The organism is Candidatus Sulfotelmatobacter sp. (genome assembly GCA_036500765.1).
Lineage (GTDB): Bacteria > Acidobacteriota > Terriglobia > Terriglobales > Acidobacteriaceae > Sulfotelmatobacter.
Window position 1 is genome coordinate 1 of record DASYBM010000013.1, and the last position, 24,225, is coordinate 24,225.

20 protein-coding genes are annotated in these 24,225 nt (G+C 57.6%); 6 read left to right on the forward strand and 14 right to left on the reverse strand.

Annotated features, from left to right (window positions below; all coding sequences use genetic code 11):
- A partial coding sequence (locus tag VGM18_15060) for a polysaccharide deacetylase family protein (protein ID HEY3974323.1) occupies nt 1–2,998 on the reverse strand: 2,998 nt, incomplete at its 3' end.
- Between the two features lie 202 nt (nt 2,999–3,200).
- Between VGM18_15060 and VGM18_15065 the strand changes: the two genes are divergently transcribed.
- Nucleotides 3,201–4,598 (forward strand): glycosyltransferase family 39 protein, encoded by a 1,398-nt coding sequence (locus VGM18_15065; protein HEY3974324.1) that lies wholly within the window; start codon nt 3,201–3,203, stop codon nt 4,596–4,598.
- A 252-nt stretch (nt 4,599–4,850) separates the two neighbouring features.
- Nucleotides 4,851–8,426, forward strand: a complete 3,576-nt coding sequence (locus VGM18_15070) for a carboxypeptidase regulatory-like domain-containing protein (GenBank protein ID HEY3974325.1) — start codon at nt 4,851–4,853, stop codon at nt 8,424–8,426.
- Between the two features lie 117 nt (nt 8,427–8,543).
- Here VGM18_15070 and VGM18_15075 read toward each other — a convergent pair whose 3' ends face one another.
- The 4 genes from VGM18_15075 to serS all read right to left on the reverse strand — a co-directional run bounded on the left by VGM18_15075 (nt 8,544) and on the right by serS (nt 11,487).
- Nucleotides 8,544–8,759 (reverse strand): hypothetical protein, encoded by a 216-nt coding sequence (locus VGM18_15075; GenBank protein HEY3974326.1) that lies wholly within the window; start codon nt 8,757–8,759, stop codon nt 8,544–8,546.
- A gap of 96 nt (nt 8,760–8,855) precedes the next feature.
- Nucleotides 8,856–9,479, reverse strand: coding sequence for an outer membrane lipoprotein carrier protein LolA (locus VGM18_15080; protein HEY3974327.1), 624 nt, complete (start codon nt 9,477–9,479; stop codon nt 8,856–8,858).
- 166 nt (nt 9,480–9,645) lie between these two features.
- Complete coding sequence (locus tag VGM18_15085) at nt 9,646–10,068, reverse strand: hypothetical protein (protein HEY3974328.1); 423 nt, start codon at nt 10,066–10,068, stop codon at nt 9,646–9,648.
- Nucleotides 10,069–10,194: 126 nt separating this feature from the next.
- A complete protein-coding gene (gene serS, locus VGM18_15090; protein ID HEY3974329.1) occupies nt 10,195–11,487 on the reverse strand; it encodes a serine--tRNA ligase in 1,293 nt (430 codons plus the stop codon).
- A 370-nt stretch (nt 11,488–11,857) separates the two neighbouring features.
- Here serS and VGM18_15095 point away from each other — a divergent pair, with 370 nt between their 5' ends.
- Together VGM18_15095 and VGM18_15100 are read left to right on the forward strand one after the other, a co-directional pair.
- Nucleotides 11,858–12,208, forward strand: a complete 351-nt coding sequence (locus VGM18_15095; GenBank protein HEY3974330.1) for a hypothetical protein — start codon at nt 11,858–11,860, stop codon at nt 12,206–12,208.
- Between the two features lie 106 nt (nt 12,209–12,314).
- Complete coding sequence (locus VGM18_15100) at nt 12,315–13,247, forward strand: dihydroorotate dehydrogenase (GenBank protein ID HEY3974331.1); 933 nt, start codon at nt 12,315–12,317, stop codon at nt 13,245–13,247.
- 55 nt (nt 13,248–13,302) lie between these two features.
- On the opposite strand, the gene VGM18_15105 is transcribed toward VGM18_15100, so the two are convergent.
- Nucleotides 13,303–13,602, reverse strand: a complete 300-nt coding sequence (locus VGM18_15105; GenBank protein HEY3974332.1) for a twin-arginine translocation signal domain-containing protein — start codon at nt 13,600–13,602, stop codon at nt 13,303–13,305.
- Nucleotides 13,603–13,658: 56 nt separating this feature from the next.
- Nucleotides 13,659–15,011: a sialidase family protein gene (locus tag VGM18_15110; GenBank protein HEY3974333.1), complete on the reverse strand. Its 1,353-nt coding sequence runs from the start codon at nt 15,009–15,011 to the stop codon at nt 13,659–13,661.
- Nucleotides 15,012–15,421: 410 nt separating this feature from the next.
- On the opposite strand from VGM18_15110, the gene msrA reads away from it, so the two are divergent.
- Together msrA and VGM18_15120 are read left to right on the forward strand one after the other, a co-directional pair.
- The gene (msrA, locus tag VGM18_15115; GenBank protein ID HEY3974334.1) at nt 15,422–15,898 is read left to right on the forward strand and encodes a peptide-methionine (S)-S-oxide reductase MsrA; all 477 of its coding nucleotides are present in this window, start codon (nt 15,422–15,424) and stop codon (nt 15,896–15,898) included.
- Between the two features lie 132 nt (nt 15,899–16,030).
- A complete protein-coding gene (locus VGM18_15120; protein HEY3974335.1) occupies nt 16,031–17,590 on the forward strand; it encodes a hypothetical protein in 1,560 nt (519 codons plus the stop codon).
- 66 nt (nt 17,591–17,656) lie between these two features.
- On the opposite strand, the gene map is transcribed toward VGM18_15120, so the two are convergent.
- The 7 genes from map to VGM18_15155 form a co-directional block, all read right to left on the reverse strand.
- Nucleotides 17,657–18,400 carry a type I methionyl aminopeptidase gene (gene map, locus VGM18_15125; protein HEY3974336.1) on the reverse strand — a complete coding sequence of 248 codons (744 nt, stop codon included), beginning with the start codon at nt 18,398–18,400 and terminating at the stop codon, nt 17,657–17,659.
- On the reverse strand, nt 18,401–18,829 hold the full coding sequence (locus tag VGM18_15130) for a hypothetical protein (protein HEY3974337.1): 429 nt from the start codon (nt 18,827–18,829) through the stop codon (nt 18,401–18,403).
- A 161-nt stretch (nt 18,830–18,990) separates the two neighbouring features.
- The gene (locus tag VGM18_15135; GenBank protein ID HEY3974338.1) at nt 18,991–20,220 is read right to left on the reverse strand and encodes a hypothetical protein; all 1,230 of its coding nucleotides are present in this window, start codon (nt 20,218–20,220) and stop codon (nt 18,991–18,993) included.
- A gap of 714 nt (nt 20,221–20,934) precedes the next feature.
- The gene (locus tag VGM18_15140; protein ID HEY3974339.1) at nt 20,935–21,378 is read right to left on the reverse strand and encodes a hypothetical protein; all 444 of its coding nucleotides are present in this window, start codon (nt 21,376–21,378) and stop codon (nt 20,935–20,937) included.
- A gap of 91 nt (nt 21,379–21,469) precedes the next feature.
- Nucleotides 21,470–22,273: an MBL fold metallo-hydrolase gene (locus tag VGM18_15145; GenBank protein HEY3974340.1), complete on the reverse strand. Its 804-nt coding sequence runs from the start codon at nt 22,271–22,273 to the stop codon at nt 21,470–21,472.
- A gap of 231 nt (nt 22,274–22,504) precedes the next feature.
- Nucleotides 22,505–23,353 carry a 3-hydroxybutyryl-CoA dehydrogenase gene (locus tag VGM18_15150; GenBank protein HEY3974341.1) on the reverse strand — a complete coding sequence of 283 codons (849 nt, stop codon included), beginning with the start codon at nt 23,351–23,353 and terminating at the stop codon, nt 22,505–22,507.
- Nucleotides 23,354–23,666: 313 nt separating this feature from the next.
- A complete protein-coding gene (locus VGM18_15155; protein ID HEY3974342.1) occupies nt 23,667–23,936 on the reverse strand; it encodes a hypothetical protein in 270 nt (89 codons plus the stop codon).
- Nucleotides 23,937–24,225 lie beyond the last annotated feature (289 nt).

Consider the following 24,225-nt stretch of genomic DNA (forward strand, 5'->3'; position numbering starts at 1 on the left):
AGCGCTGGCGCATAAGGCCCTTCGCATCCACCGGCGCTTCGGTGAAGGCGAGCGCCTGATCTTCATAGATGACCTTATAGCCCTGCTCGAGCAGGTTCATGGTGAGGTCGGCGTCTTCCGCCACCGTGTTGATGGGATAACCGCCACCATGGCGTACCGCCTCCGTGCGCCATCCGCCGATGGCGCCTGGTATGACGGTGACCACGTTAAACAGATCCAGCGCGCGACGCTCAAAATTCTGGCTGGTGATGTATTCGAGCGCCTGCCAGCGCGTCCAAAGATTTACGCGGTTGCCGACTTTCGCATTGCCCGCCATGGCGCCGACTTTGGGATTGATGAAATGCGGCACCAGGCGCGAGATCGCATCCGGAGCGATGATGGTATCGGCGTCGATTCCTACGAAGATTTCCGCATCGCCGATGTGCTCGATACCGTAGTTGAGGGCTTCGGCCTTACCCGAGTTCGGTTTTCCGAGGATCAGAACTTTCCCCGCCGCGGTTTCCGCAGAGAAAGTTCTGCGCGCCACCTCGAGCGTGCGGTCTTTCGAACCATCGTCAATCACGATTACGCGCAGGTTGGGATAATTCGAGTTGAGCGCCGCGCGCACGGTGCGCTCGATTACTTTCTCTTCGTTGTAGGCGGGAATGAGCACCGCAACTTTCGGCCTGTAGGAAGCGACTTCAGCGGGTTTGCCGAGTATCTTCTCGCGCACACGGTCGTAAATCGCAGCCGCTCCAATAAAGATAAGACGACCGGTCATCAATACATCGCCGACAAGAAAGACCCAGGTGATCAAGGCGATTCCAGCCCCGAACAGCCAAAAACCGAATCGGTCGAGCCGGGCCCACCACAGTTCGCCCGCGGGCAATGGAGCCATTACGTCGGCGCGAGTTTTGCCGAGCAGTTCGTAAACCGGAGCGATCTCGTACCCGCGAGCCCGGATGCCGTCGATGATCGTGGGCAGAGCGCGCACGGTTTCGGCGCGATTGCCGCCGCCATCGTGCAGCAAAACGACGTTGCCACAGCGCAGGTTTTCCGGGCGGCAGGGCGGAAGATGTGAGAGCACATAGGCCGAAATCTTTTCGGCCGAAGGACTCCCGCTCCAGTCGTCGGGATCGATGCGGTTGCCGACGGTAACGTAGCCCATCTCCTGCGGAATCTCGAGCGGGCGCACCTGGTCCGCGGTATCGGGCTCCTCATCAATCGCATAGGGTGGTCGCATCAATGTGACGCGCACGCCCACCAGGCTCGCAAATAGGCGCTCCGCCAGATTGAGCTCTACCTTCACATAGGCGTTGGAGATGTTGCTGATGTCGGGATGCGTGAAGGTGTGGTTCCCGATGGTGTTGCCTTCGTTGTAAATCCGCTTCACGATTCCCGAAAACTTATCGGCCTGGATGCCGATCAGGAAAAAAGTGGCGGTCGCGTTTTTCTGTTTGAGCACATCGAGGATTTTCGGCGTCCACTGGGGATCCGGACCGTCGTCGAACGTGAGTGCAACTTTGTTCGGGCTGTAGCCATATCGACCCACGCGGTAAGGCTCGGGCAGGTTCTGGAAGACTTCATCGGCGATTAACTTGCTGGTGTCATCGCGGGTCAGGTCACGCGTACCATGCGCGGGCTTATCTTCGATGCGCAGGATTTCACCCTGACCCTCCATATCCACGCCTGCACCAGGGGGCACGTCGCGCAGTTTGTCAATTGCGCCTGCGTCGCCGGGTACGTCCCACACCCGCCACAAGGAGCGGTCTTCGCTGCCCAGGCGCCAGAGCGCGAATGTCTGGATGCCCAGGTTCTGCGCGGACCTCATGTGGTTCAGGGCGGTAACCGCATCCAGGAACCAGATATCGTGCTGCACGCTTCGTTCGTCGAGGTAGCTGAAATGCGGATTCATGGCGTCATCGTCAAAGTTGACATCTTCGTCGGAATCGCGCGCGGCTAGCCATGCATCCTGCACGCTGACAGTGCTGTCGTGTTCTTCGGGAGGCAGCGTTCCTTTTTTCGGTTTCAGGGCCCAGTCATAGCCATAATTTGCGATGGCGCAAATGATCTTTTCTTTGGGAATCACCTTCTCGGCAAATTTCAGGTTCTGTACGAACCAGTCTTGCGAAGCTACGGGACCGGACTCAGCCCCGGGATAATGCTCGTCGTAATTCATGAGCACCACGCCGTCGGCTCCCGAGGCGATCGCGGGATAATCGTATTCGTTGCTGTGCGGCGGCACGGCCACGTAGAGCTTCAGGCCGCGACTGTGCAGATCGCCGTACAATTCTTTCAACAGAGCCATATACCCAGCTTGGCCGCTCGGCGGAAAGGCCTCAAAATCGATCATCAGGCCGCGGTAATGCCCGGAGGAAAGAAACTGTCCGGTTTGCTGGCGAAAGTGAGCTCGCGCGTTCGGATCGTTGAGGAAGCCAACAATATCCCCGACCCAATTGGCGCCGTCTGAATTGTTCACCATAGGAAAGACTTCCATGGCGGGGTCTTCCGTCTTCAGAAACGGCATCACTTTGTCGTCGACCGGCAGGACCGAGTTGCCCTGCACGACGTCGAAATATTTATTGGTCTGGTCGTCGACGCCCTGGAGTCGTCCGTCTGGCGTGAGCACGTGAAGCCAGTCAGGATAAAGAATGTCAACCTGGTGGGCGTAGGCGCGCAGCGACGAGAAGCTGGCCGCATCCCAGGGCACATAGAAGGCCGCGCGAATTCCTTCCTCCTGATTCAATGTCACCTGCGACGCCGCCAGTTTGGATCTGCGGTGCGACCGCGCAACTATTTTTTTTAAGCGGTCGCGAGCTTTTTCCTTCTCACTCTCTTTCAGAGCTTTGAAGGCGCGCTTTTGCGGAGAGAAGAGAAGTTCGGGCAGTGGCTCGTCCCGCAGCGCGGTGTAGACGAAGAAAATAATCAGGGTAGAAACCAGGACCGCGGTAACGTCGACCAGGCGTCGCAGGCGTTTCCACCGGGCGCGTCGCGGATCATAGAAGACTGGCTGAGCCATGGGGAGGAGCAGTAACTGTTTATCGTATGCTGCCGAGCGCACCCGGTCAATTCTCGGCGACCGCAGGATGAGATTCGATTGCCCTTAGTTATGAGATGCAATTTCGCGCCACAGGGATTGCGCGAAACGCGCTATCATTCGCAGCGTGCGCGTGCAGGAACTGGCAAAGGATCTAGCAGGCAAGAAGGCACGTTTCTTTGTTTTGGCGAGTTTAGCGGCGCTGGGGTTGCGGCTATTCCTGGTGGTACGCTTTCCCGGAGTCGTTGACGATTCGCGATTTTATGCCGACATTGCAAACAACTGGCTGCATCACGGTACCTATGGCATAACCAACTCCGGGGCAATCGTGCCCACGCTCTCGCGGCTCCCCGGCTACCCCGCATTTCTGGCCGCGATTTTCGCGCTGTTTGGGACCGGAAATTTTCGCGCGGTCCTGCTGGTGCAGGTATTGTTCGACCTGGCCACCTGCTTTTTGATCGCCGATATGGCGCTTCGCCTTTTCTCCAGGCGAGCCGCGAAGGCGGCATTTCTTCTGGCCGCATTCTGTCCTTTTCTAGCTAACTATGCGGCTACGGCCCTGACTGAGACGCTGGAGATTTTCTTCACCGCACTCGCTCTCGAGTTGGCGTTGCGCGGGTTAGGGGCAGGCGAGGACGCCGCCTCGTACACAACATCACCGGCTCGTCTCATCTTGATCTGGCTCGGCTGCGGATTATCCGTGGGGGCGGCGATTCTGCTGCGGCCTGACGGAGGGATTTTGCTGGCAGCGATTGGCGGATACTTGCTCTGGCGGCTCGTGCGTCAGCTCAAGGAGCGAGGCGCTCTGCCGATTGTTGAACGAACTTCTGCTCAACGAACGCTTGCTCCTCGAACCATCCTCTGGGCCGGAGTGCTGCTCGCGGCCGGAGCCCTCGCTCCTCTGGTGCCGTGGACGCTGCGCAACCTGCACACGCTTCATCGCTTCGAGCCTTTGGCTCCGCGTTATGCCACCGACTCTGACGACATGGTGATGAATGGCTTCAATCGCTGGACGAAGACCTGGATTGCCGACTACGTCTCGGTACAAGAGATTTACTGGAGCGTCCCGGGTTCGGAAATCGATTTGACCAAGCTCCCCGATCGCGCATTCGATTCCGATTCACAGCGCCAGCGCACCGCGGCACTTTTCGCCGACTATAACCGCGATCACGACATGACTCCGGCACTCGACGCTCGCTTCGCAGCTCTCGCTGCCGAGCGGGTTCGCGCCGCGCCAACCCGATATTATTTGTGGCTTCCTGCACTCCGCATCGCAGATATGTGGCTGCGCCCGCGCACCGAACTTTTTCCGTCCGATCCGCGCTGGTGGGAGTTTAACGATGACGAACGCTGGCTCGCCGTCAGCCTGGGATTTGGCGCGATCAATCTCGCCTATGTGACGATGGCCGCTGCCGGCCTGGTGCGCGCGCGCGCAATTTTTGGCATCGGCCTATTCATTTTATTTCTGCTGCTGCGCTCGGCATTTCTCGGAACTCTGGAAAATCCCGAGCCCCGTTACACGCTGGAATGCTATCCCGTGGTCATAATTCTTGCGTCCGGGCTTTTTCACCGACGGGCATGAAGTTCCAAATCTGGAACGGAATCTGTGGAATGCCGTATTCAATCGTTTCAGGAAGCGCTAACTGCCGCAAATTCAACTTGAATATCGTGGCGATGAAGTTGCACAATAGCGCCCCAACAAGTCCCGGGGTCTTTTTGCCACGCGTTTTCGTTCCTGGGCAAAGGCAATTTTGTTATATGACTTTTTCACTGCGCATGGTAGTGCATGCGCTGGCGTTTCATTTTGTCCAGTTGGAGTTCGGGGGATAGCGCAATGATGATTCTGGGACGGGTTCGCGGGGTTCTCTCTTTGGTGGCAATGGCAGCCCTGTTTGTTGGGCTGGCCGCAGCGCAGGAAGCCACTGGCCGAATTGTGGGCAACGTAACCGATCAAACTGGCGCGGCGTTGGTCGGGGCCAAGGTCACGGCCACTAACCTTGGCACGCAAATCTCCAACTCGACGACCAGCGATAAGAATGGGTTCTACGAAATCCTCTCTCTGCCGATTGGCACGTACAAGATCTCGGTGGAAATGTCAGGATTCCGCCGGCAGGCCTTCGAACACCAGGCTCTCCAGATTAACCAGTCGTTGCGCCTCGATGCCAAACTGGTCGTCGGCCAGCTTTCAGAGGTCGTCGAGGTTACGGGGCAGGCGGCCAACGTCGAAACCGTCAATCAGACAGTGGGCACGAGCATTGTCGGCGAGACCATTCAGCGCGCCCCGTTAAATGGCCGCGACGTTCTCGATCTGGCGAAGCTCATGCCGGGCGTGACTGAGACCAATGACGACAGCACTGCGGCGGGTACCTACAGTATCGGCGGCGGACGATCAGATTCCGTGACTTTCCTGCTCGACGGCGCGCTCAATAATAACCTGCTCGACAACAGCGTCGTTTACAACCCTAATCCCGATACGATTGCCGAGTTCCGAGTCCTCGAGAGTAACTATTCGGCCGAATATGGACGAAACGGCGGCGGCGTGATCAGCGTAGTGACCAAGTCCGGCACCAACGATTGGCATGGAAGCGCCTTCGAGTTTTTGCGCAACGACGCCTTTAACGCCAATACTTTCATTAACAACGCTCAGGGCTTGCCCCGTAACGTGCTCAAGCGCAACCAATACGGCGCCACCTTCGGCGGCCCGATTAAGAAAGACAAGTTTTTCTTTTTTGTTGGCTATCAGGGCCAGCGACTCTCCGAGCAGACGACCACAACTCCCTTTACGGTGTACACGCCTGCGGAGTTGAACGGAGATTTTTCAACTGCCAATAATGGAAGCCCAGACCCAAACGTGGTCTGCTTTCTCACCGGTTATTATCCGGGTGGAACTGGCTGTGCCACGGATCAAAATGGAAACCCGATTCAGGGCACCCCGAATCCATACTTCCAGCAAAACCCTGCTCTGGCCGCGCAGGGCATTATTGATCCCACGACAATCGATCCCGTCGCACAGAATTACATCAGCAAAGGCATGATCCCCACCGACCCAACCGGCGTCCACGATTATCAGGGCGCGCAGAGCGACAACTACAACGAACTCACCATGAAGTTCGACTTCCTCGTCACCCAGAAGGACAAACTTTCCGTCACCCTGGGCGGGCGTCGCGAGCCTCTTCTGTTCCCGTTTAACTTCGCTACTGTGCCGGGCTATTCCAACATCAGCTATAACAACAGCTATTTCTCGAATCTCACCTACAGCCGAACCTTCACAACCAACCTGCTCAATGAATTCAGAGTATTTGTGCAACGAAATAATGCCGGGCAGGACGCCACCACCGGCGCGTTCAAGTCTCAAACCGCCGCTGCCATGGGCTTCGGGACGACGCCCGATCAGGCCACCGGTCCGCCGAACCTATGGTTCGACAACGGCCTGCAAGTCGGATACAGCGAACAAGGTCCCACTACGCTGGTCAGCAACACGTTTGGGTTTACCGAAGCTCTCACTTACATCCACGGCCACCACAACTTGAAATTCGGAACCGGCGTGTCCGCCTATCAGAACAATACACTTTACGACTACTATGTAAACGGAGAGTGGGACTTTTACGCCGGGGGAGCGGGATCGCAGAACGGGCTGGCCGATTTCCTGTTGGGCATCCCATCCGCGTATTACCAGTATCCCTCTGCGCCGTCGAACATTCGCAGCAAGGCTTATTACGGTTTCGCGCAGGATGAGTGGCGGATCGCTAAAAACCTCTCGGTCAATTTTGGGCTGCGCTACGAATACAGCTCGCCGAAGTTCGACACCCAGGGTCGTTCTTTCTCGGTGATTCCCGGAGTGACTACCCCGTCTATTGTTTTCCCTAACGCTCCGATCGGCATGCTGTTTCCGGGCGACCCCAACGCTCCGAAGGGAGTTAATTTTCCGCAGCGCAACAACTGGGGTCCGCGTTTCGGTTTTGCCTGGGACCCACGCGGCGACGGAAAGACCAGCGTTCGCGGCGGCATCGGAATGTTCTATGACGTCCTGAAGGGCGAAGACAACCTCCAGTTCAACGGACAGCCGCCATTCTTCTCCTCGGTGGGACTGTACTTCCCCAGCGTTTCTGGCGCTACTGGCCCGGTGGGCTACTACCAGGATCCCTGGGACGCAACCGGTACGGTGAACCCATTTCCATCACATCCGCCGGCATCGAACCTCGACTTTGGCGCTGCCGGATTTCTTCCCATAAATTCGGGAGGCTCGGTGTATCTGGTGGATCCCAATCTGCGCACCCCTTATACGTACCAATACAACCTCAGCGTGCAGCACGAACTGAAGGGCAATCTCCTAGCGGAAGCCAGCTACGTCGGCAGCAGTTCTCATGGCCTGACCTCATTACAAGACATCAACCCATTCGTGCTCGGCACTACGGATCGCATTTTGAACCTGACGCCCGGCAACAGTTCCTGCCTTGATGAAACCGAGACCCAGCGTGCGATAGATAACGGCACAAGCACGGGTCCCACTTGCAGCTTTGACAACTTGCTCGAATTCAGGAACGTCAGCCAGGCGGTCTACCACAGTCTGCAAGCCAGCCTCACCCGGCAATTTGCCGACGTGCGCTATATCGGTCACACTTATTTCACTCTGGGTTATACCTTGTCCCACAGCATCGACAATGCTTCTGGATTCCGTCAGCGGAACAGCAGCGTACCGACCTACAACACAGGTCTTTTCCGGGCCGACAGCGATCAGGACGTGCGCAACCGAATCACATTCAGTGGCGGATGGGACATGCCTTGGGATAGAGCATGGGAGTCCGGCCCAAAGCGCCTGACTCAGGGATGGAGTCTGTTCCCCATCGTCACGTATCATACGGGCTTTCCCTATGACATCTACGCGAGTCTGGGAGACCGATTTGATCCTCAAGCGGAAGGCCCATCGGCCGCCGGAGACCCCTACAACGTTCACGCAAATGTCATAGGGCCGTCTAATTCCCTGAATCCTCGCCATCCGCAGGACTTCGGGCAAGGTCCGGCTAACTACTGGTTCAATCCCAACAGCTTCAGCAACGCACAATGCCCCCCGAATAACGACCAGAATCAGCCCCCGGCCTGCACGCCGGGGCCGACTATGCTGCCCTCCAACGACCAAGTGGTGGCCAATCCTTCGCTGGCCACTTACGGCGGTTTGGCACGCAACTCCCTACAGGGCCCGGGCTTTGTGAATGTCGACCTGGCGCTGGCTAAAACGACTGCTCTGATCGCCGAGCGGATGAAGTTGGAATTCCGTGCTGAGTTCTTCAACATTTTCAACCACGCAAACTTCATCAATCCAGTGACCAACATCAATAGCGCCCAATTCGGCCAAGTGACCTCGACGCACGATCCACGCATTATCCAGCTGGCGGCGAGACTGACGTTCTGAACACTGCTGCGAGGAGTTATCACGCAGCGAAATGAAATTGGATTTTCTGAGCCGGCAACTGCGCCAGCAAGTGCGCTGCCGAAAACAACTTAGGAAATTGCCGAGGCTTCCGCCCGCTTACCCCAGCGGCGAGTCGCTCATGCGGAAGCGGGTGCGCACATGTTCCGAGATCAGTTCGATGGCGGGGCGGTTCTGCACCGGGTCGGCTTGTGCCAGATATTTCATGGCTTCGACCAGCAGGCGCTGGCCGTCGACATAACGAGGATCTGTGTTGCGCTCTCTGCGCTTATTTCCCAGCTTCGGGGGGACAGTAATCGTAAAAACCTTGGCCATGAATGGACTCAAACTGAAGGTTCAAGTATAGCGCGGTCAGTCTAGCTTCCCGCATGCAATTCTCTGCGCACCTTCATCCCTTTCAGATTCAATGACTTATCCCTTAGGTGAAATCGTTTGCGTCTTACTGGTCGTATTCAGTTTAAAAACGCTGTCGGGAATTTTCTTCTCGTTCAGCTGAATGTTGGAGTACTTGGTCAGGCGATAATCGCCCTGCGGCGTAATAAATTTCTGTTGCACCGAAATTCCCTTGTCGAGATCGATCCAAAGGAGAATCTTGTTGTAGGTGTTGCGAACTTTTTCAGATTTTGGGATCAATTGCAACTGAGCGGTGGCAACGCCGTTGACGGTCTCCGGACCGACATACGTTACGTCAAATGCCTTCACCAGATCCTGCCCGCTTCCGCCGAAGCCGAGCACGAGATAACTTTCGAACTCGCTTCTATTCTTGCCGAGATCGTAGACGGTCACCTGGTCGGGCTTGGGCTGATACATGCGGATGATGCCGTTGCTGAAGAGAACGTATTTAGGCTCCGGTTTCAGGTTTTTTGGATCGCCGCCCGCCTTCTTGACTTCGGCCATCATCTCGATGTCTTTGCCATTGCGACGGTAATAGATGGTTCCTGTCTCAATGTCGTCGAGTTCATCGATCACTTTTTCGTACGTATCCCATTCGAAATCGGCTTGCGTCGTGCGGAAGGTCGCAGAGGTCGAATCCATTTTTTTTAAAACCGCATCTAGTGGGGATGAAGTTGGCGCCTGCGGAAAAAAAAGAGAAAGACAGGAAATCAGCCCAATCGGAAGCACCAGCGAGAAACGTGTCATCTGCATTCGACCCTTGCGATTGCGATTCGGACGCCGCGCTCCAACTACTTGGCTCCTATTTTCAATCCCGCTTGGCCAGCACTTTGTAGCCTTGCACTTTTCCCTTGTGGTCGGAGACGGTTTCATAACTCACAATTGAAACCGCACCCGAAATCGGTTCGATAATCCGCAGCAACTGCTCGCGCACGGCCTGATCGTTGCCCGGCGAAATCGCGTTGGCCTCGACCTGATAGAAAAGATGGCCCTCGGCATCGGCTGACACGATAACGTCAGTCGGATGCGGAATCCGGGCGATGGGTTTGTCATTGAAGTTGATCACTCGCGGCGAGAACAGGACAAATAGGATGATCAGCGTCACCATTATGTCGTAGTGAAGCGTGCCCCGCTCGTATTGCCACAGAATGTATCCGCGAATTGTTCGCCAGACGGCGTTCATGGGCAAGGGCGCGCTGGGCGCGGTAGTCGTGAGTTCTATTCTTTGCAAGTCTACTCGTTCCTGGGTGAAAGCTTCTAGCTTCTAGCGTCTAGCTTGACACCCGGCTTACATTATCACGTTGTCACTCCGAACCGGAATTCTACGCCGGTGAGGAACCTGCTTTTCGCCGGCAGCTCAAAACTTCTTCGCCGTAATCCTATCCGCGCCAATATATGGCCGCAGCGCCTCGGGAATCACGACGCTCCCATCCGCCTGCTGATAATTTTCCACGATCGCAACCCAGGTGCGGCCGACGGCCAGCCCACTTCCGTTCAGCGTGTGCACGAAGTCGGTCTTATTCTTACCCTCCGGACGATAACGAATGTTGGCCCGCCGCGCCTGATACGACTCGAAGTTCGAGCACGACGAAATCTCCCGATACAACTGCTGCCCTGGCAGCCACACCTCAATGTCGTACGTCTTCGCCGAGGCCGCGCTCATGTCTCCGGTGCAAAGCTTGACTATGCGGTAATGCAGACCGAGCTTCTGGAGAACCTCCTCCGCATTGCGCGTGAGTGTTTCGTGCTCGTCGTAGGAATGTTCCGGGCGCGTGAACTTCACCAGTTCGACTTTCTGAAACTGATGTTGCCGGATAATCCCGCGCACATCTTTCCCGTACGATCCCGCCTCGCTGCGAAAACAAGGCGTGTAAGCGGTGAGCGAGAGCGGAAGCCGCGCCTGCTCGAGCACTTCGTCACGATAGAGATTGGTGACTGGAACTTCCGCTGTCGGGATCAGCCAGAGATCCTTGTCGCCGTGCGGCACGCGGAAAAGATCCGCCGCAAACTTGGGCAACTGTCCAGTGCCATACATCGATTCAGAATTCACCAGATACGGAGGAAGAACTTCGGTATATCCATGTTCGCGCGTATGAAGGTCGAGCATGAAGTTAGCCAGCGCTCGCTCGAGCTTCGCGCCCAGATCCCAATAGACTGCGAACCGCGCCCCGGACAGTTTCACAGCCCGCTCCAGATCGAGGATGCCAAGTTCCGCCCCCAGATCCCAGTGTGCCTTCGGAGTGAAATCGAACTTCGGCGCCGTGCCCCAGCGGCGCACCTCGACATTGTCCTCGGCGCTGTGGCCGATGGGGACGCTGGCGTGCGGCAAATTCGGAATGCCCGCGAGAATATCGCGCAGACGAGTATCAAGGTCAGCCGCAGTTTTTTCCAGCACCTGGATCTTTTCGCGCAGGTCCTTCGTCTGGCTCATCGCAGCGCTGGCATCCTGCCCACCTTTTTTCAGCTTCGCAATCTCTTCCGACGCCTTATTACGCTGCGCCTTGCTGGTCTCCGCTTCGGTAATGGCCTGGCGCCGCTCGGTCTCGACTTCCCGAAAGTCGCGCAGCACCGCAGCCGGATCCAGTCCGCGCTGGCGCAGCTTATCTTCCACAAGCGGTAGGTTTTCACGAACGAAATTCAGATCAAGCATGAGTCAGATCAGACCAAGTAAAGGAAACAACTAATGTATCGGAAAAGAGCCGCAGAATGCACGCAAGACTTAGCGGAGTCGGAGAAGAAAGGTCTGTACAAGGGTGTCCGAGAAAGGTTCGTATCAGGCATCCGACAAGGTTCGTATCAGGGCATCCGCTTTAGCGGTGCCGCCAGATGGCTCGGTTCCGACCCGGCTTCAGCCGCTGGGTTGCTGGGGCAGCGGCTGAAGCCGACTTTAGTCTCTGTCTAGATACGGCATGTCTAACGACATGCCCTGATACAACCCTTCAGTTAACTGCAACGCTTCGGAAAAGGCTTGTATCTGGGAGTTCATCGGTGGAATGATCAAGGGAAAGCGGAGGTGATCCATGGCCGCAGATCGGCATCCGGGCATCAGCATGCATAGACTGACAGTAGGCGGCGGATTGATGGGACTCGTATTCGCGATAGGCTGCGCTCTCATCTTCGTTATCGGATTCCCCGCACTCTGGTCCTTCGTCGCTTTCAGCGCCGCCTTCGGCATTGTCATCGCGATTGTTCTTCATTTGGCGAGCGGCCACCAATCCAAGCGCAATCAGCCGCTGTCGATTCTGTCCACCGACGAAAAGGGCGAAATGTCGGCGGCGCGCCCACGGGAAAAACGGGCGAGTCAGTTCCGCTCCACGGCTGTCATGTGCGCCCCATCGATTTTCCTGCGGCGCGCGTCAGCATCGCATTAGGCAGTGCACGGTTCGACTTTTCCCTCGACGACATCTTTGGCGTATTCCGCCCGCCTGTGTAAACTAACTGCGCGATGAGAACCTTCCCTCTGGGGAACGCGAAACCATGACCGCCGCGTCGGCTCCCGATCTCGGCGTGAGCGTGGCCGGCATTCCGCTGAAGAACCCGATTATTGCCGCCAGCGGAACATTTGGCTACGGCGTCGAGTTTGAAGACGTCGTGCATCTGGGCAAACTCGGCGGATTCGTCGTGAAGGGACTCTCGAAGGAGCCAATGATCGGTAATCCTCCGCCGCGCCTGTGGGAAACCGCGGCTGGAATGTTGAATGCCATCGGCCTGCAAAACATCGGCGCGCAAGCCTTTCTCGCGGAGAAGTTGCCGCACTTGCGCGAGATCAAGAACATCGTCGTGCTGGCCAATGTTTTCGGCTATACCCGCGAAGACTACGAGCGCACCATCGAGATCCTCAACGATGGCGAAGGCATCGCGGCTTACGAGTTGAATGTCTCTTGCCCCAACACCGCCCACGGAGGGCTGCAATTCGGCAGCGACCCGCGTTCGCTCGATGAAGTCGTGACCACCGCCAAACGCGTGGCGCGGCGTCCGCTGATCGTGAAGCTGTCGCCGAACGTGACCAGCATCGCGCAGATGGCGTATGTGGCGCAGGAAGCCGGCGCTGACGCCCTCTCGCTCATCAACACGTTCGTGGCCATGGCAATTGACCCTGAGACGCGCAAGCCGCGCATCGCCAACGTCACCGCCGGCCTCTCTGGCCCGGCGATCAAGCCCATCGCGGTGCGCATGGTCTACGACGCGGCACATGCCGTGAAGATTCCCGTGATCGGCATGGGTGGCATTTCCACTGCGGCCGACGTTGTGGAATTCTTGCTTGCCGGCGCCACCGCCGTGCAAATCGGCACGGCCAGCTATTGGGATCCCTGCGCCACCGAGAAAATTGTCGACGAGTTGCAGGAGTGGTGCGGCGATCACAACGTCGCCCGGCTTTCCGACTTCATCGGCGGTATGCTGCTGGAATGAACCTGGGTGTTAGGTCTTGGGTCTTCGCTCTTGAAAACCTCAAGCGCCGGCAAACCTAAGACCTAAGACCGGAAGTGTGGATCGGAGTTCCAGCGGCGTCCCAGAACGTACCATCGCGCAAAGCATGCGCCACTTCGAAAGCCCCCGGCTGGCTGCCACGTAGTCCAGTGAGTGCCGGCGGATAAACGGCTTCGCTCGAATGCCTGGACGAAGCGTCTGTCTGAGGGCTCTTGGCGAAACCGGGCAGCTTGGGCAATCCAAGTGCGCCAATGCCTACCGCAACCCCGTCGAGGAAATCGCGACGGGTGATTCGGCGTCCCATGCCCAATTTTTGATCGCGGGTACTTTCACTCATGACGCATGCAGGGATGGAAGGGGCGGCGCTCAGAATTCGAACGCCAGACGAGAGCGCTATCGGCCGTGAGTGTACCAGATCGAGCCAGGAGAGCGGTAATCGCGGCCTTCGCCCCACACCGCATGGGTCACGCCGTCGCCGTCGATGGCGAGGCCGAAGTAGTCTCCGAAAGGAAAGCGAAATCCGCGCGGCAGAATATAGTCATAGTCCGGGACGGGCCCGGAGAGCCGCGTTTCCGCGTTCCAGGTCGCACCGCCGTTGGTCGAGGTTCGATAATACGTGTTCCAGAGGCCGCGATTGGGATGGCCTGCCTCCGTCGCTCTGGCATCCATCCAGGCCACGCGAACGTCGCCGGACGCACCGGCGGCAATCGCAGGGAAGGCGTGCTCCACTCCATTCGCCGCATTCGATACAACGGTTCGCTCGGTCCAGCTCGCTCCCGCGCTGGTCGAAGAAGAGAAGTAGATGTGCTCTGGCCCGCCGTTTACCGAACCCGCGTTCCACAGAGCATAGATTGCGCCAGCGGCGTCCGAGGCCAACGCGATCTGCGGACCTAGGAATCCCGTTTCGCAGCTCTGCGCGGCACAGTCCGGAGGCGCGCTCGAAACATCCAGCAGAAGCGTGCCCCAGGTGCGTCCACCATCGTGCGAGCTGCTGACATACACGCTCACCGGGCGGGTCGGCATTTCATGGCGCGCGTAAGCGGTCCAGCCGAAATAAACGTTGCCCGCCGCGTCGACGGTGGCCCCGCCTGCCAGCGACCATCCGGGAGCGGGATTGGAATTCACCTGCACCATGCTGAAGGTCTGCCCGGCATCGTGCGAAGCCGCGACCAGAAATCTCTCTTCATGATTGAACCCGACATACACATCGGCTCCACGCACCGCCAGCACCGGCTTGTCGGTGTCTTCCCGGCCCCGTTCAGCCAGCGAGTAGGACCAGCTCTGGCCGAAGTCGAGTGAGCGCGCCACTACGATGTCGCGCTTGCTGTTCTGCATCCACGACGCATACACGGTCTGCCGGTCCACCGGATCGACCACAATCTGCGGATCGAACTGCCCGGTCGGAAAAGGTTCCAGGGCCTTCGAAGGCTGCCACGTCACGCCATTGTCATTGCTGACGACCAGGGCAACGCTGGGCGCCGTGCAAGTTGGACAATCCGGAACCGCTCCGTACTGCGGATAGAGAACGTACACGTGTCCGCGCCCGTCGGCGGCAATGGCCGGCTCCCATTGATCGCCGGTGTGATAGCCGATGCGCGTTGGTGGCGTGAATCCCGAGCCAGGCGCCGGGTCTACTGCCGCAGCGAATGAGTCTAAAGCCAAGAAAAACAAAGCCAATAGAATCAGCCGTGCGGAGATGCGCACAGTTCTTGGCCCGGCTTCGAAGCGGCGACTTTTGAATGCCACAGAACTTTCCCTGGGGGGAAGATTAAAACTCTGTCATGGACTTTACCGTGATTCTGAGGGAGCGTCAATCGGATCGACGGGGGATAGCGCAGGATTTTACAAGCCGGTGACTTAGTAGGTCCTAAATCGGCACCTGCTTATCTTTGCGTCCTGTGCGGCATTTCTTACCGTCCTTGCGGGTCAGGAGCGGTTGACTCTTGCCTCTGCCCGACGGAAAAAATTAAACCGCAAAGTGCGCCAGGAAATGCAGCAAAGGACGCAGAGGCTTCGAGACTACTAGACCTTGTTGGCGTTTGATCATCCAATGAGGCAGAATATGAACGTCATCACTGACCGACAGAACCAAGATCGACAGAACCAAGACCGACGCAGCCAAGACCGACGCAGCCAAGACCATGGAGCCAATCGCAATGGAGAAAGCCACTTTCGCAGCAGGATGTTTCTGGGGAGTCGAAGCCACCTTCCGGCAGATGCCCGGCGTAATTTCAACCCGCGTCGGCTACACCGGAGGCCAGACCGGGAATCCGACATACAAAGAAGTCTGCACCGACCGCACCGGCCACGCCGAAGCGGTGGAAGTTGAGTTCGATCCCGCGCAAGTGAGCTACGCCGATCTGCTCAAAGTTTTCTGGGAGAATCACGATCCCACGCAGGTAAACCGCCAGGGCCCCGATTGGGGATCGCAATACCGCTCCGCGATTTTCTTCTATTCGCCCGAGCAGGCTAAACAGGCGCAGGCCTCGAAAGAGGCGCTCGAAAAGGCTCACCGCTATTCGAAGCCAATCGCCACGCAGATCGTTCCCGCAGTGACTTTTTTCCCGGCGGAAGATTACCACCAGCAATATCTGGAAAAACGCGGCCTGGCCAGTTGCCACATCAAGGCGTAATCAACCGCGTGAGAAATACCCGCGCCCCGGTCAATGAGTGTAATGGGCGGCATTGCTTTAACTTAGCGGCGGCATTACGTTTGTAATTTGTTGAAGCCTGTCCTACTTCGTAATCTAGGGCGGAGTTTTATCATGCCTTCACGCCCCACCCTCTTCGGGCCGATTGTTTTCCTCGCCGTATGTATTCCACTTTGGATTAACGCCCAAGATGATTCCAGATGGCACATTTCCCCCACGGAGATGAATATCAAGATTGGCGACATTCAGCCTCTCCAGATCCTCGATGCTCAAGGCAGCGAGTTTCACACTGACGACTGGTCTGTCGACGATCCCGATTTGGCGCAGATTAGAGTAGAAAACGGCCACGCGGTTCTGTACGCCAAAGCTAGTGGATCCGTTAATGTCGCAGCATCGGCCGACGGAACGACGCTGGCTCGAAAAATCTTAATCTGGCCGCAGGGATCGAAGTTCAAGGGGATTCGCTGGAGTGTTCCGCCAATTGGTCGCGAAACTGGCACCCTACAGGCCGTGCCAGCCGACGATGGTCCGGATCTGTTCTCCCTAGATCAGACGGGTCAAGGAACTTATCTTCGTGCATTTTCAAACCGTGGATTGCAGCTTTGGTTGTATAGAATCCCGGAGGCATTTGGAAAAATCGAGTTTGTTTGTGGTGACGATCTCGGTGGCGCCGTATTAGCTGACGTTCACTCCGACTTTTACACGTTGTACGTGGTGAGCAAGGACGGAAAACCCCTTTGGCATCGCAAGTTCGAGGGGGTCAAGAAAGGGCATGCGCTTAACTACAGTAATTTGCTGCACCTGCTGAATCAATCCGTCGATGGAACTTGGGCTACGATAATCGGATTAGACGAAGCGACCGGGGCCGAGGCTTTCAGTCTCAAAATTCCAGGGTCCCGCGTGAGTGAGGTCAACATCACACGATCTGGAGACAAGATAATTTGTGCTCCCGGCCGTTCCGTTTCTAAAGCACTGCGTGTACTCACCAGCGGTCTCTTTGTAAATACCGATGGGGATGCTTACGCCGCGTTCACCGATAACGACTGGACTGTGGGCGCAGACACGTGTGCGGCGGGCTCTGTGGTTGATCCGCAAAAAGTTTCGTTTTCTCGCGACGACAAACTGCTTCTATGGCGAATCCATTCTGACGGCTCTCAGGAAACCAGCACCGTCGATGCATCCAAACATGAGCATTCTTCATTCAGCGCCCCGGTGACAGTTATGTCGCCGACTGGAGACATTATCCCGGACGGTTTTGACGGTGTCCTGTTGTCCGTTCGCGCAACGCACACAGACCTCTCACAAAAGGTAAGGGGCCCATCCGAGGAATTCGTTTATCGAATCACGAAAGACGGCGAGGTTGCCTACAGGTTCCCATTGCCCAGGTACGCTGGGGCCCTACACGACGAGATGGTGCTTGGAGAGAAGGATTTAGGTTTCGCGACTCGCGGTGGTACGCTAATCGCCTTTAACGTAGAAGATGGCAGCGAGGTTTGGCGCTGGAATTCGGGGGCCTCAGAAATCAAGATCAACATGGCAACGGCGGGAGGGGGATGTGCCGTAGATACACCCGAAGGATTGGTTCTCATACAAGACGGGATCAAGAAACGAGTGGTCGCTCCTTCAGGCTCGCAAATGTATACTCCCGGCGAATACATTCATACGGCTCAATGAGTCGATGTGAACTGTTGTAGCTCACTCGGGACGGCGTTAGCTCTTCCAAACCCATGCTGCACCCGCTCAGGCAGCGGTGAGAAGAATCGGCGCGCCCTTGGTGATCACAATCGTGTGCTCGTAATGCGCCGAGGGACGCCGATCCGCGGTGACCATCGTCCAGCCATCGGAAGCCATCTGCGACCGTCCCGATCCGGCGGCGATAATGGGCTCGACGGTTATGACGAGGCCTTCGGTAAGAATTTGGTCGGCTTTGGGATCGTGATAGTTGGGCACGATCGGCGGCTCGTGGATGGTGCGTCCAATGCCGTGGCCGGCGAGCTGGCGAATCACGGAAAAGCCGCTCTTTCGTACCTCGCGCTCGACTACGCGTCCAATTTCCGAGACGCGAAAGCCCGCCCGCGCCACCAGCATCGCTTTCGCGAAAGCGCGTTCCGCGCAGTCCACCAGCCGCTGCGCCTCCTCGGTGACTTCGCCCACGGGCACGGTAATGGCTGCGTCGGCCATGAACCCATCTTTTTCGATCGTTACGTCGAGCTTGACCAGATCGCCATTCTGCAGCGCGCGTTGGCTCGGGATGCCATGAACCGCCTCCTCATTCACGCTGATGCAGTTGACTCCGGGAAACTGATAGACCATCGCCGGAGCCGACTGCGCGCCCTGCTCGTGCATGACCGCTCCGCCCACATCGTCCAGTTCCAGAGTCGTAATGCCCGGGCGCACTGCGGCCTTCATCGCCGTCAGCATGGCTCGCACTACGGCCCCGGCGGCGCGCATGCCTTGCAATTCTGCCGGCCCGTCGATCGACATTCATGCCTCCGGTACAGTTGAGGAACTCACCGGCTGGCGAGGCCGGAAGAAGAAAAGCAAGATGAAGCCGCCTAAATAATAAGGCACGCTCTGCTCTAAGGTCGAACCCAGAAAGCGCTGGATCAGCCCAAACAAAGGCAGAGCCTCGCACAATCCGTAAGTGGCAAAGTACCCCGTTCTCCAATGATTCAGACTGATGCTGTCCTCAGGATCCGAGGCCAGACTTCCCTCCGCCCGCAGCGTCAGCGTGCGGCGCACCACGAAGATCACCCCAACCACGGCCACGCCCAGCGTGGTAAACAGGTAGCTCAGAGCAGGGTCGACCGTCCGCGCCGCGGGCCCAAGCGCTTCTCCCACGATTCCGCAGAGAACGATGCTGGCCAGCATCGACCACTGCACCGCCCGCAGTGTCTTCACGGCCTTGATCATGCACGTAATGCCATCGCAAAATGCGATCAGAATAACGCCGTTAAAATTATGTCATCCAAACGACATTGTTTGTCGCCGACAAGAAATTCTCGCGCGAATGTGGGGAGGACTACGAAAACATTCTACGGCGGAATCTGGTTTCATGAGAGATTTTTTTGGCGCTAATGAGAGTGAACCTGCTCCCGCCGTCCCGGCCGCATCCGTAAAAAGATCTGGAACGACACCGGGAAGTTGCCGTAGCTGGCGTCGAGCGCGGCGGGCTTGGAATAGATCGTCAGGTCGGCGCCCAGCCCGAGTCGCCACGCATGGTTTTGTACCAGGTCGCGCTCGCCGCCAAACGTGTAGGCGCCGATCCGATATACCGGGTGCACCGCCGCCTGCGGAAACAGTTCATCCTTGTCAACCAGTTCGACCCGCGAAAAAACGTAATTGCGTTGCCAAAAATTCAACGTCGATTCGAGCAGATAGCTGTTCAGCGTCGTGTTCGTGGCGATTTTATGCACACGCCCCCAGACCAGCGACGTCGCCCAATTACCGGATGCTTTGCCGCGCATCTTCTCGCTCAATAAGCCGGGCCGGCTGTATTCCACCGACGCCGTCTCGCGCCACTGGCTGCCCGGCTCCAGCGCCTCCGGATGCTCCAGACGCCCAATGCTGTATTGCGCCGTCCAGTTCGAGCTGGGCGCGACGAAAAATCGCCCCGACCAGGAGTCGAGCGGTGCCAGTTGAATGCTCCAGCGCTGTTCATTCGGCTCGCGCCCATTAAAGGCGGAAGCTTCCAGCTGGAAGCGATCGATCGCAAATCCGGTCGTGACGACCCCGAAGCTGGTGTGCGTCGAATCCTGCAAATGATGGCTCAACGGCGCCAGCGGCAGCTCCGACGCCGACGCGCGGTGCATGAAAGTCACCGGGCCCAGCGCGGGCTCAGCCGACGGCCCTCCGTACAATTCCCAGGAAATTTTCTTGGTCAGCGGCAGCGTGTAGAGCGCCGCCAGTTCCGCAAACACATTATGCGGATGCTGATGATCGACCAGCGGCTCGCCATGATACGTCTCTCCCGTCTGAAAGAGCTCGGGAAATCCCGGATGCGGCGAGGTCAGCGACTCGGCGGAAAACATCTGCCGGAAAAGAATCGTCCCCGCGCCCAGCCGGTGCTGTTCCATCAGCATGCCCCAGTTCACCGACTCGGCCTTGCCCTCGCCGCGAGGGCCGCCTTGCTGGTTGTAATCGATGAAGATCACGCCATGCGCCATCAGCATCCACCCGCCGTGCATCCACATCCACTCATTGCCCGGAACTGAAGCTGGTTGCCAGGATGTTCCGGAACCTTCATGCGGAGAAGGCAGTGGAGACGCCATCGATTCGTCCATCGACATCTGCATTCCTGCCATAGATTTTCCTGCCATCGAAGAGTCTTGGGACCTGTCCTGGGAAGTCGCTGCCGGACTCGCAACTGCCGAATCCGCCGGCGTGCTCTGCTGCCCCCAAGCCAGTGTGATCAAAAATAAAAAAGCAAATAGCTTCGCGAGAGGTAAGAGAGCAAATAGCTTCACGAAAACCTCGTTACGAATGCGCGGAAAAATCTCGTTGCGAATGTGAAGGAAGAACCTCGCGAGCGCCCGTAACGGGAAGGGCACGAGTTCACTCGTGCCGTTAGCGATCAAAAAAGTATCCGCGCTTTAGCGCCTGAGGGCAGCCTTCGGGTCAAATGGGGAAAAGCTTAAGAGAACTAGATTCGCAGCGGAGCAGCGCCCGGCGGGCTGTAGGAAGGAACGATGGACCAGGCAGAATGCGGAATCGGCAAGGCGCTGATGAGAACCTCCGCACCATTTTTCCGGCAGACTCGCGCCGTCAACGGTTGCGGCGAAAACGCAGCGCTCGGAATCGCCTCGTGATGGCCGCCGACACAGCAAGAAAAGTTTGTCGGCGCAGCAGGCGGAGCCGTTGGCCGATCACCCGGCTGGTGGCTGGGCTGATGATTATGACAGCCCCCCAAATGAGCCGGCTGCGTCTCAGGAAACTGCATCGCTGCGCCGGGCGAGACCGCGGCTAACGTAAACAGCAACCACGAGGCAACGATACCAGTGATCCCTTGCATATCGAAGTTAGGTTCCGGTAATTTTGACGCGGAGTTCTTCCGGCAGCCTCTGCCGGATCTCCTCCGGCAAGCGGTCGTGCACGCGCCGGGCGCCATGTTTGGCTGCGTCCAGGACTGTGACCGGAGCGGGCGTCGCTACGGCTACGCCCAGCCAGATTAGAGCCGAAAGGGCGAAGCCGGCCAGCGCGGCAATTTCCAACCAGAAGGCATGCCGTGGCCCCAGGCGCCAAATCACGCCAAAGGCCAGCAAAAAAACGACCGCAGAAATCGAAGCCAGCGCAATCAGCCCGACATCGATCATGCGATGGATCTGCTGGCGAGTGCGGCAGTATTCACAACCTGCGAAATGACTTTCATAGTCGCCGCACATCTCCGGCGCCAGGCCGGAAATATCATAGCGCCAGCCCGCCAGAATCTTGCCTACGATTGGATCGATGCACTGCTGACTCATGAGGATTTCGCGAAGCGCGCAAGCGAAATACGCCGACGAAATACGCCGACTAAGAGCGATCCTAAAGACCAAGCCCTAAAGATCCGTGGCCCTAAAGACGAATCGGCTCCATCGCCTCGTTCTGCGACGCCAGAAGTACGCGGTTCTGGAACAAACCACCCCGCGTGGCCAGAGCCTTTTCCGCCTCTCTCCGCGCTATTTCCGGATGATTGTTCTGCTCAGAGAGATGCGCCAGCACGACAAACGTTGCACTATTATCATAGTCGTTCAAAAAGAAATCGGCGAGCGCCAGGTTCGACAGGTGCCCCACCCGGCTCATCACCCGCTGCTTCACCGACCACGGATATGGCCCCCCCCGCAGCATTTCCAGATCGTGATTCGACTCCATGATCAACACATCGCACCCGCGCAGATGATCGCGCACGCTGACCGGCAAATATCCCAGATCGGTGGCGACGCCAACTTTGATGCCTTCGGCGTGAAAGGTAAATCCCACCGGGTCGGCCGCATCGTGGGGAATGGTGAAGGGCCTCACTTCAATATCGCCGACCTGAAAGCGATGGCCCGCTGCGAACGCTTCAAACTTCTCCAGCTTCGGACGCTCGCCCTTGTCGTTGCGCATGGCCCGCGCCCACGCCTGATGCGTCCCTCCGGTCATGAATACTGGGATGCGCAGCTTCTTGGCCAACGTTGCCAATCCGTAGACGTGATCGGAGTGCTCGTGAGTGATGAGAATCGCCGTGAGCGAGTGCGGATCCTCGCCCAGCGCCTTCATGCGCTTAAAAGTTTCCCGGCAAGAGATGCCGGCATCGACCAGAATTTTCGTGCACGCACTGGCCACAACCGCACAATTCCCGCGGCTGCCCGAGGCCAGCATCGCCACGCTTATTCCCACCGCAGCGGCTCCCACAATAACGCACCCATGTTCAACGCACCCATGTTCGCAGCATACGCGTCCATCCTGTGGAACGGGGAGTTACTTTTTGGTTAGCCAGCACTTAAGGGTGGCTTCCGGCTCTCGCCTTCGGCCCGGGAAGAGATTCCAATTTGTCTCCTCTGAGGAACAAGGTCCAACGCCTGAGGTCCGACGGCGCGTTCCGGAAGCCGGAAGCCGAAAGCCGGATCATTAATACGTGTAGAACCCGCGCCCGCTCTTCCGGCCCAGCCAGCCCGCGTCGACCATCTTGATCAGCAGCGGGCACGGCCGATACTTGGGATCGCCGAGCCCCTCGTGCAGCACGCGCAGGATGTCGAGGCAAACATCGAGCCCGATGAAGTCCGCCAGCGTCAGCGGGCCCATGGGATGCGCCATCCCCAGCTTGAACACTTCGTCGACCGCCTCAGCCTTAGCTACGCCTTCCATTACCGTAAACATGGCTTCATTCAGCAGCGGCATCAGCACGCGGTTCGAAACGAAGCCGGGCGCGTCGTTCACTTCCACCGGAGTTTTCTCGACCTTCAGGGATAGGTTGCGAGTTTCAGAAAAAGTCTCTTGCGAGGTAGCCAGGCCCCGGATGACTTCCACCAGCTTCATTACCGGCACGGGATTGAAGAAATGCATCCCAATCACTTTGTCGGGCCGCTTTGTGAGTGCCGCAAGCTTGGTAATAGAAATCGACGACGTATTCGACGCCAGAATAACTTCCGGCCGGATGAGCCGGTCGAGATCGCGAAAGATCTCAGTCTTGATCTCAAATTTCTCGGTCGCCGCCTCGACGACAAAATCGCAGTCCGCCAGCTGGCCGCGGTCGATCGCGATTTGAATTCGCCCCAGCGCGGCATCTTTGTCGGCGGCGGTAATCTTATTCTTCGCGACCTCGCGCTCCAGATTTTTGGCGATGGTCGCAATCGCGCGCTCCACAAAGCGCTGGTCCACATCGCACAACACGACGCTGAATCCGCCGCGCGCAAACACATGCGCGATGCCATTGCCCATCGTGCCAGCGCCCACCACACCGATTCGCTGAATATTCATGACACTTCCTCTCGGGAAAAAGTTCGAGTCTATCATTCAGCTTCATCGGGGAGGAGCAGGAATTAGCGCAGGAAAGGATCTAGATGGGCAGGGCTGAACTGCTCCAGGATAATGCCCGGCTTGAGATGCGGGCACTGGCGAGAATTGGGGGCGAGCGGTGCGGGCAAGAGGAGTGCGCGAAACCTCCATGCCAAGCACCCACGAGCACTGCCCGAGCCCCGCGCAAAGACCTCAGACGATCGGCGCTAAATCGCTCGTCGCAAGAGCCGGGCGTCGCCCCGGCCCGGTTCATCGCGCCGATAAAAGGCGGGCCTTATGCGTTCGAGCCCGAGAGGGTTCCAGAGGACGTAATCTTCCCGGCCACGCTGAACAGATAGCAGGCCTCGTGAATCGCTCTCCCATGGCTGTCAGTCTTGGCGGTTTCTACCGGGACGGGCTGCGAGCAGATCGCGCAATGCAGCACACTATGGGAAACCGGGTGGGAAACCGGCAGTTTGGCTTCCTTGCTCTGCGGAAGAGGCACGATGATTTCCTTCACGTTCCGCACCGGAATCTGTTCGAAGTAAGTTTCTTTCTTTCGCATGATGGGAGACTCCTTTGATTACGTCCAAACTTAGCAGCTCTCACTTCGTACGGGTCAGATCTTTTGGAATCTCTTTGGAGTCCGCACGGCGCATTTAGGGCCTCTACAGTTCGTCAACTAACGCCAGCGAATCGTTAAGTACCGCGTCGATTCCGCGCGGCCTCATCTGCTTGACGGGAAGGTCCGCCCGGCGAGAGGTCGAATCCTCTTTTTTAGGAGTCGTTTTTGTGCTTGCATATACCGTTACGTCATGATACGTTTACGTTACGTTCGGTTAACGTTAGGGTGA